The following is a 9590-nucleotide window of genomic DNA, read 5'->3' on the forward strand; positions in this document are numbered from 1 at the left end:
TTCCGCCACGGCGAGCGAAGTTCACGCCTTCGGGTGTAGATGAGCCAGGAGACATGCTCGACCAGCTCGTGCGGGACGTCGAGCGTGGAAGGATAGAACCAACGAAGCCCCCCGGCCGTCGGCGTGTTGAGTGAGATCACCACACCAACGACGAGGGGCTTCGCCACGTCACCCCACCTGACCAGCCTGTTTCACTCCTCAGACCCCAGGATGAAAGAGGTTCAGTGACCGGGGCGCGCCGCCTGCGGGCCCGGCCGATCGGCCGGGCCCGCAAGTGATCAGGCGTCCATGGGAACGAAGTCGGCATCGAGATCGGAATCGGGGCAGAGGTTCACGTCGAAGCCGGAGAACATCACGCGCACCGAGTGACGCGCCATATCGGGCACCTTGCTGAAGACGTGGGTGAGCCAGTCACTCTCCTTGCCCGGGAAGCTGGACAGGTCGACGTAGATGTCGCGGGACTGCGGGTCGACGCCGGCCGTGGCCAGGGTGCGCCCGATGTGATCCACGACCGCCTGGGCCACGCGGCTCGCATCAGCCTCGGCCGGCGTCCCCTCCTGGGGCTTCCACACCGTCCCGACCAGCTCGGCGATGTTCGGGGCGGCGGCTTCCGAGTACCTGATGGGGTTGCTCCTGGTGGCTACGTCCGGGTCCGTGACCGGCGCGCGGTCCGTGTCGGGAACCCGGGGGGCGCCGACAGCCTGGTCCGGCTCGTCCGCAGCCGCCGGGGCGGTCTCCCCCTCCGATGGGGTGTCCGGACGGTCCTCGGCCGCAGGCATCGCGCCGACGGTCGCGAGCTGCTGTGCCGGTGCGGTGCCGTCCTCTGTTTCCGGGCTCTCCACTCCGCTCGGTGCGGCGCGGCGACGGAGAAGCTTCGGGTCCACGCCGAGAGAGACAAGGACCGCCGCGGTGCGCGTCACTTCCTCTTCGGCTGCGCGCACGATGTTCACAGAAACGTCCGCAGTCGGGACAGTCGCTGCGAGCAAGAGGTCATTGGCCCAGTAATGGTCATCCAGCGCCGCCTGGAGGGTGTCGCCCGTGAGGTCTTGTTCCTGTCGGCCCTCCCATCTGCGGATGGCCAGCAGCAGCTGGGCGATGAGCCTGGTGTCCCGGGCCGGCCCGTCAATGGCGTCCCGCAGCCTTGATCGCAGGCCATGAGCGGTGACGTCGGTGTCACGTGCCTGCCAGACCTGCACCGGCGCATCAGCCGACGGGGCACTGCCGTCCCAGGCGGGGCGAGCGCTGTCGAACGCGACGGCCATCTGCTGGGCGACGCCGGTGGCGTAGTGCAGCGCGTTCGGCGAGCCCCTGTACTGGAAGAGCGTGGAGACGACGACGTCGACCACCCTGTTGTGCAGCCAGCGGTAGGCGCCCGCCTCCACCGAGTCGTCCTCTCCCGGTGCGAGGGGAGAGACGTGGTGCTCCTGGACGATCTGCCGGGCCGTCGTCCACACGTCGTCCGCCGCAGGCAGGTAAGGCAGCAGGTCGCGTGCGAAGTCGAAGAGGTCGGTCCAATGGCGCAGGTCGGCGACCGACGGTTGGGCCCGAGAACCCAGCTCCGCGTCCGTGCTCGCCGCGGTGGACAGGCCACCGTCGGTGCGTGTGGCAACGGTCAACGCGTGCAGCGCCCAGCGCTCCAGGTCCCCGACGGCCGAGGGGTGGTTCTCGCCCACCGCTTCGCCGAACTCCTCGGCCTGGGCCAGCACGTCCCGCAGGGCCAGGGTGTCTTCCGGCGCCAAGGTCACGCGTGCCACGGCGTCACGGAGGTCATGGTGGCTGGACGTGGCGATGGTCTCCAGCACGCCGGCCGACGGCGGCCAGAAACCCGGCTCGGCGACGAGCGTCTCACGGAGCCACGAGAGGTCCGCCATGACCTGGTCCCACGGCCCTCGGGTCTCGTTCCACGCGACGTGGTTGAGTGGAACGTTGACCTGGACAGCGAATTCCCTGATCCGTGTCTCCACCACGCTCAGCACCTCGGCGGCGACTGCGCGTTCCCCTTCGTCCTGAAGATACGGCGGGATCTGCCCGCCGACCGCATTGCCATCGGAAGCGAGCCGGAGCACACGGCGCAGCATGCCGGCGATCTCCTCGCCCCAGAGCGGTTCGCCGAAGCCGGCGCGGCGGCGGACACCGTCGAGGAAGTCGATCCTGCGCACCAGCATGTGCACGGTTTTGGCGAGATCGGTGTCGGCCGACACCCACCGGTAGAGGGAGACCGCAGGGGAAGCGGAGCCCGTCAGGTTTCGGCGAGCGGCGATCTCGAAGCGGTGGTGGGCGTGCTTCTTGAGGGTCAGGTACATGTCGCGGGCTTCGCCGACTCCCCTCACCTCCGGCAGATCCCGCAGTTCGACGAGCACCTTGCCACCGTCCAGTTCGTCGAAGGTGGTCTCGATGGTCAAGGCGTGCTGGTCCACGTGGACCGGAGGACGGCGGAGCAGGAAGTTCTCGAGGTACTGGCGGACGCTGGCACCGGCCAACTGATCGGCGAGCGGATCAAAGTGGCGGGCGTCGCGGGTCTGGATCCTGTGGGCGTACTCCGCGAACTTGGCCAGCACCTGTTCCGCGTGCACTTCGAGATAGTCACGCACCGCCGGGCTGAGTGCCCCCGCCAGGGTGGCGGGGCTGTGCCGTGACGCGACTGTCAGATAGCTCTTGACCCACCTTCTCGTCTTGTTTCCGGCCGCAACGTCATTGCCGCCTCGCACGGCCGCAATCGCCTGGAGAAAGATCAGCATGCTCATGCCCGCCAGGGACCGGACGTCGTTGTCGTCCAGCAGGTGGTACGCGATGGCTGTGTTGGGGACGAGAACGCCGTGTGCGTGGGCGAAGTAGTTCGCCGCCAGATCCTTGGCGAAGGCGGCACCGACGGCCAGGTCGACCTGGTCCGGGTCGTCCGGGCTGCTCGCGTGGTAGAGCGACCGGATGTCGTCCAGAAGGAAGTCGAGCAGTTCGGTGGGGTGCATGCCGACGGTCCACTGCGGATCGAGTGTCAGCTCGCGTCCCTCGTCCGTGGAGAGCACGGCGTCCGCGTGGTGTACGACGAAGCCGCTGTGCGGGCCGAACAGATCGTGGAGTCTGCCGCCGCCCGTGCGGTTCAAGGTTTCGAGGGTGTCCCCGAGCGAACGCCAGAACTGCTCCTCCGGGATGCCGCCCGGTTCCCCCCGGTACGCGATCGGCATGCTCACGATTTCCAGGAACGGTGCCGCGCCGGGGCGCACCCGCTCCACGGTGAGCTTCAGCCGCCCGTCGTCCGCCAGAATCCTGCCGTGGTGATAGTTGTCGGGAACCTCCAAGTCCCAGTCGGTCTCGAACTCCGCGCCGATCTTGCCGTAGTCGATGTGCGGGAGTTCCTGACCGGGCTCCGCCGACCGGATCCCTGTGGGCGCCTCCGCCATCGGTTTGGCAGGCTCGCTCGCGGGGGCGTCGTCCCCAAGGTTGAGTGCGGCGCTCAGCGCGGCCGCGTCCTCCCGGCTGAGCTGCCCCCCCCTACGCCGCTCCCGGCCGGCGAGGCTCGGGGCAGACATGTCGACGGCTGGCGCGGCGGTCTGCTCCACGTTCGCTTCGGAGCTTCGCGCCCGGTCCGGCCTCGGGCGCGGACCCTGCACCCTGGTTCCCGTCGCCGCAGGCCTCGAAAGCGACCGGGCACCGGTCGCGGTGTCACCAGTGGCCTGGCCGACCGGCGCCGCGGGAGTCTCCGAGGGGCTTGCCGTCCGGTGAGTGCGCGGGCCGTGCGGGCGGCGCGGCGGGGCGACGGTCCTCGCGCCGTTCCGGTCGGCCTGTGCCGCGCCGACAGGGGTGCTGAGCCTGCGGAAGGTGGCCCGCTGTTGCGGAGTCATCTCCGGGACCAGAGCTTCGAGTTGCTCCTGCAGACTCCTCACAGCTGTGGGGGAAAGGGTGCCGTTGATTCCCTGTTCGAGAAGACGAAGCATGCCCCTGTTCCGCTGCTGCCACCTGCTCGAGATGCGGGCCAGTCCGGCCGAGGTGGACACGGCAGCCCGGCCGGTGCCGGACACCGTGACCGTGTTCGACGGCCGCTGACTCACGATGTCCGTACCACCGAACGCCTCGGCAGCGCCCTGGGCGACACCACGCGCACGCCGGTCCGGATGGGCCAGATGCCGACTCTGTCCCAGCGCGAAGGCGACCACGTCGACGACCTTGCCGTAGTGTTCACGCTCGCTCCCGGCGTCGGACGCGTGCGACCCATCCGTGGCAGGGAGCTCAATGAGGTACTCCGCCAGCAGTACCGCGGCGGCGGCCCGGAGTTCGTCAACGTCCTCCGCCTCGTCGAGGTACTCGCGTGCGTACGCGAACTTGTCGGCCCACTGATTCAGCACCCCGACGGAGGGTCGGAAGGCACGGGGGCCGGTCCTGGCCCGGTCCTGGCCCGCGGCGGCTTCCTCCACCCTCATGCTGTCACCCAGCATGTAGAGGACGTCCCGTTCCAGCATCTCGACGACCGAGTCGATCGTTCCCTGCACGCCAGCGTTCCGACCGCGCCAGATGCTCGTCTGGTGCAGGACCTCCCGCAGATTCGTCAGGTCCGGGCGGTGCAGTACCTGGCGCACAGCCTCGTCGATCCCGCTCGTGTCACGGCTCGGCCTGCTTGACCCGACGTAGCTGCTCCCCCACAGGTCGATGACACTGCGCGGTGGCCAGTCCGCCCGTTCACCGGCCAGGTACTCACGCAGCCGGGCCACGTCGCGCATGGCCTGGGCCCAGTGCGGCCCGACCGTCTCCCAACCGCCGCGGCCCTGGTCGGCGCCGTGGAACGCAAAGGCGAACGACGTCAGATCAGCGCCCAACTTCAGCAGGACATCGGACACCTGCGCTCGCTGGCGGGTACTCGTCACCAGAGCAATGTTGTCCGGCAGCGCAACGTCCACACCGTTCAGATCCAGCACACGGTGCATCAGAATCCGTACGTCCGTCTGGTCGAGCGGCCTGAATCCGTGGGCCGACTGATGGTCGACGGTGTTCAGCGCGTCGATACTGCGTACCAGGCGCCCCAGCATATGTACCAGGGCATTCTGACCGAGCGCCTCCAGCAATCGCTGCTTCTCCTCGTGGTGCCCGGAGCCCAGTACGCCTCGGCGCGCCGCCGCCTCGTGCCGGGAGTAGGCAAGCCGCTTGAGAGTTTCGTAGCTTTGGCGGGCATCGGAAACGTTCCGCACATCCGGCAGGTACCGCAGTTCGACCAGCAGCTTACGGCCGTCGAATTCGTCGAAGACGGTCATCATGCCCAGTGCCTTCTGCGATGTCGACCGGTCGGGGTCACGCAGCAGGAAGCTGTCCAGGTAGTTCCGCACACTGACCAGTCCAAGGGTGACGCTCGCGTAGAGCGGGTCCTGAACCCGTCGGGTATTGAGGAGGCGCTCGGCGTACCGCACGAAGGCCTGGCGAATCTGATCGGCATGCACGTTCAGGTAGTCACGCGCCTGGGCCGAAAGCGCCTCCGCCAACTTGTGAGGGTCGTGCCGGGACGCGACGAGCGTGTAGCTCTTGGGCCAGCGTCGGGCTTGGCCGACCGCTTCGTCGTCCTGGGTGTGCGCGATGGTGATCGCCTGGGTGAACACCAGCAGGAGCACGCCTGCCAGGGAGCGGTACTCGGCGTCATCCAGGGTATGCCACGCCAGAGTCGGGTCGACTGCGGACAGCCCGTGGGCATCGGCGTAGAAGTGCGCCGCGATTTCCTTGGCGAAGGCCGCGCCGGCCTGGGCGTCCACGCGAGCGGTCAGCGGGCTCTGGACGGTGGACAGCGGCAGGACGTCTTCCATGATGAAGTCGAAGAGCTCCGAGGCATGCATCCCGACAGTCCACTGGGGGGACAGCCAGTTACGCGTTCCCGGGTCCTCGGATACGAAAACGGCGTGGCCGTACTCCATGCTCTCGAATCCGTTGTGTGCTCCGAACAGCCGGTCGGCGGGTTTTCCCGATTGCAGGGTGCGAAGAACCTCCTCCAGTGACTCCCAGAACGGTTCTTCGCCGATACCGTTCTGCTCGCCATGGCGGGCGATCGGCGCGCCGACGATCTCCAGGAACGGTGTCTCGTCGGTGCCCAGGCGCTCGACCGTCAAGGTGAGCAGGGAGTTACCGGCGAGGCGGTGGCCATGGTCCAAGGTCTCAGCCGCCGAGAGCTGCCACTGGGTCTCGAACTCGCCGCCGATTCTGCCGTAGTCAACCCGGCCGCGCTGCGCGAGCGGCTGTTCCGGGACGTCGGTCACTGGTGCGGCATCCAGTACTTGGTTGAGCCCGGTGACCGGCGACTGGTTGAACAACTGTCGTCGGCGCCGCTCCCGCTTGACGGAAGCCGGCTCGGGCCGATCGTTGTGCTGGCTCGCCTGCCTGCCGGGCTGGTGCTCGTCCGCGTGTGCGGGCGACGGCTCCTGGGCCTGCGGTGGCGCCGCCGGCGCGGGGATCAGTCGCGGGCGCGGACCCATGAGGTTGCGTGAACGACTGCTCGGCGGGAGCGCCTCTCTGGCGGCAGCCTCCGTCGCAGTCCTGGTTCCGTCGACGTGAGTGGGTGCCGCAGGCGAGGGGTTGCTCAGCTGACTGAAAGTTGCTCGCTGCTGAGGGGTCATCTCGCCCTGATACTTGCCGAGCTGTGTCATCACCCCGGACAGCGCTTGAGGTGAAAGTGAGCCACGGATGCCCTGTTCCACGAGGCGGAACAGACCTGCGATGTGCGACTGATTCGTGTTGGCGGACCAGACCTGGACGACCTGTCCGGACGCGTGGCTGCCGGCCGCGATGGGCTGCTCCGCCTCGTCGCCCTGAGAGACGAGGCCCGATATGGCATCCGCAGGGGTCCCAGTGCTGTGCGCGGGGCCGGTGTCACCTTCCATGTCCGCAAGGTGTGCCTGACGGCTGTCGGTCTGCGGAGACACGACGGATTCCGTCGCGGTGGGCAGCGGTACGGGATCTGGCCGCTGCGCAGCAGTGGACGGCGCCGTGGCAACGTCGTCACGTCGGGCATCCGCCAGATTCCGGAACCGCGTCTCCGCCACCGGCAGCACCACCGGCTCCGCAAGCTGCACCCGCACCAGCTCATCCATCGACTCATGGACCACCGCGAGCACTGCCTGCTGCTCCTGGGACATGGTCTCGGACTGCCCGACCAGCCAGTCCCGCACCGCCAGCATCCGCGGAGTGACCACCTCACCACCACTCACTCGCCGCTGAAGCGACCCAAGCCACCGCTCCACCAGCACCGGCACATCACCCTCGGCAACCTCCGCCACCGGCAAAGCCGACCGCGCCACCGACACCACCGGACCACCCCGCGCCGCAGACTCAGCCACAGCCCGCACCACCAACACCTCATCCCCAGGCACCGCAGCACGATCCGCACCAGCAGCCCACGCATCACCGAGAGCAAACCCCACCTCCTTCAGGGTCTTGACCGCCCACGCCACCGAACCATTGGACAGACCCTCAATGACAGGATCCAACTCATCCGACAGATGCTCCGCCAGATTCCGGAACGGCGTCTCCGCCACCGGCAGCACCACCGGCTCCGCAAGCTGCACCCGCACCAGCTCATCCATCGACTCATGGACCACCGCGAGCACTGCCTGCTGCTCCTGGGACATGGTCTCGGACTGCCCGACCAGCCAGTCCCGCACCGCCAGCATCCGCGGAGTGACCACCTCACCACCACTCACTCGCCGCTGAAGCGACCCAAGCCACCGCTCCACCAGCACCGGCACATCACCCTCGGCAACCTCCGCCACCGGCAAAGCCGACCGCGCCACCGACACCACCGGACCACCCCGCGCCGCAGACTCAGCCACAGCCCGCACCACCAACACCTCATCCCCAGGCACCGCAGCACGATCCGCACCAGCAGCCCACGCATCACCGAGAGCAAACCCCACCTCCTTCAGGGTCTTGACCGCCCACGCCACCGAACCATTGGACAGACCCTCAATGACAGGATCCAACTCATCCGACAGATGCGGCTCCGGCTCCGCCGGGCGGCCACCCTGCCCTTGGGCAGCAGGAACGGTCGCGGCATCCGTGTCGCGCGGCTGTGTGCCGGGTTCGACCTCCGTCACCGAGCCCGTTGCGACCGTTTCGGTTCGTTCCACCGGCGCGGCGGGCGCCGTGGTCCACCGGTGTTCCGATGCCGTGGACAGTGGATGCGAGGTCGCTGCCACGTCCGTTCCGGTACGCGTGCTGGTGATGGATTCGGGCTGCGTGGCCGTGCCTGCCGGGGAGCGGGTGTCGGGAGCGGTCATCCCACCCGTCCGAGGTCCGGTGTCCGTACGGGGTGTGGTGCCGGGCGCCGGCACCGGCTCGGTCGCCCGCACAGGTGCAGAATCCGCGTCCGCGCGTCCGGGTGACAGAAGGCCGTCCGCGGGCGCGGTGGTCAGCGAAGGATCTGCCTCGAGATGAGCGCCGCCTGGGGCCGCCGGTGCCGATCCCGGCTCCGAGGCGCGGGTTGCCGAGTGGGAGTTCGGCGCCGTCGGTCGCTCGGTCGTTCCCTGAGCGCGGACATCCCCGGTGTTCCGCCGCGCCGGTCCCTGAGCCGCAGTGGATGCGGGGACGGAGGTGTCGCCGTGCTCGGTGCGAGCGGACACGACCGACGGCTGCGTGCCGGCGGGACTCTGGGCGTTCCCCCCGCCGGGCTGTCCTTGCTGTTCACGGGCCAGGTCCTGGAGCGTACGGACGTCGGTGTCTCCCCGGTATGAGGAATTGGTCACCGACTTGGCGGCGGGTTCGGCACCGGTGGCCGACGACGTGTGCTCGGTCGCCGCTTGCGTCGGCGTGGCGCCGCGAACCGGCTGGGCCTGGGCGGTGTCGACGGCGGCCGGGCTCTCCCGAGGAACGACCGAGTCGTTCGGCTGGGTCACGGTGTCGACGGGACGTGTCTGGGTGGCCTCCGCGTCGCGGGTCACCGTATGCGACGCCGTGGAGCCATCCGGGCTTGCCGTGGCCGTCTGCTCCTCCTGGACCGGAGGCAGACTCTGCTCCGCCGCAGCGTCCTCGGTCCTCTCGCCGTTGAGGTGTATGTCCTCCCGCCCTGCCGAGGCCGCGCCATTCTTGACGGCGGACTCTCCGTCCGCCGCGGCCGAGCTTCGGCCGATGGCACCGCCTCCCCCGGCCAGACCCTGGCTCGGACCGTGGTTCGCCACTTGCGTGGCCGACCGCTTGTTGTTGTTCAACGTGCTGGACGGCCCGTTCTCTCCCCGGGGGCCGTTGACACCATCAGCACCCTGCCCGTGGGTCTCCTCACCGAACGTGTCCCTGAACGAGTGAATGTTGGCGTTTCCTCGAGGCCCGGAGCCCTTGGGCGGCTTCGGGCCTGCGCTTCCCCCACCGCCTGACGACACGTACTCGGCGGTGCCGTGTGCCGGCCGGGCTTCTTGCGACTCCGCACCTCGGATGGAGTCGAAGCCGACGATGTTCCCTCGGGGACCGGTTCCCTCTCGCCTCACTCCCTTGTTGATCACGCCCTGTCCTGCGGAGCCGTTGCCGTGCCCCGTTCCACTGCTCACGGCACTGCCGCGTGTCCCTCCCGTGGAGCCGGGGTTCTCGGCTCCTCCTCGGGACGGTGCGGACGGCCCGCCGGCAGCGCTCGGCTC

1 protein-coding gene and 1 pseudogene are annotated in these 9590 nt (G+C 68.8%); both read right to left on the reverse strand.

Features of this window, described 5'->3' with window-relative positions:
* Positions 1-143, reverse strand: a pseudogene (locus ABZT06_RS46720) (IS5/IS1182 family transposase); the annotation flags it as partial.
* A 135-nt stretch (positions 144-278) separates the two neighbouring features.
* Entirely contained in the window at positions 279-9170 is an 8892-nt protein-coding gene (locus ABZT06_RS46725) for a hypothetical protein (RefSeq protein ID WP_355755169.1), read from the reverse strand.
* Positions 9171-9590 lie beyond the last annotated feature (420 nt).

The organism is Streptomyces sp. NPDC005483, assembly GCF_040606035.1.
Classification (GTDB): Bacteria; Actinomycetota; Actinomycetes; order Streptomycetales; family Streptomycetaceae; genus Streptomyces.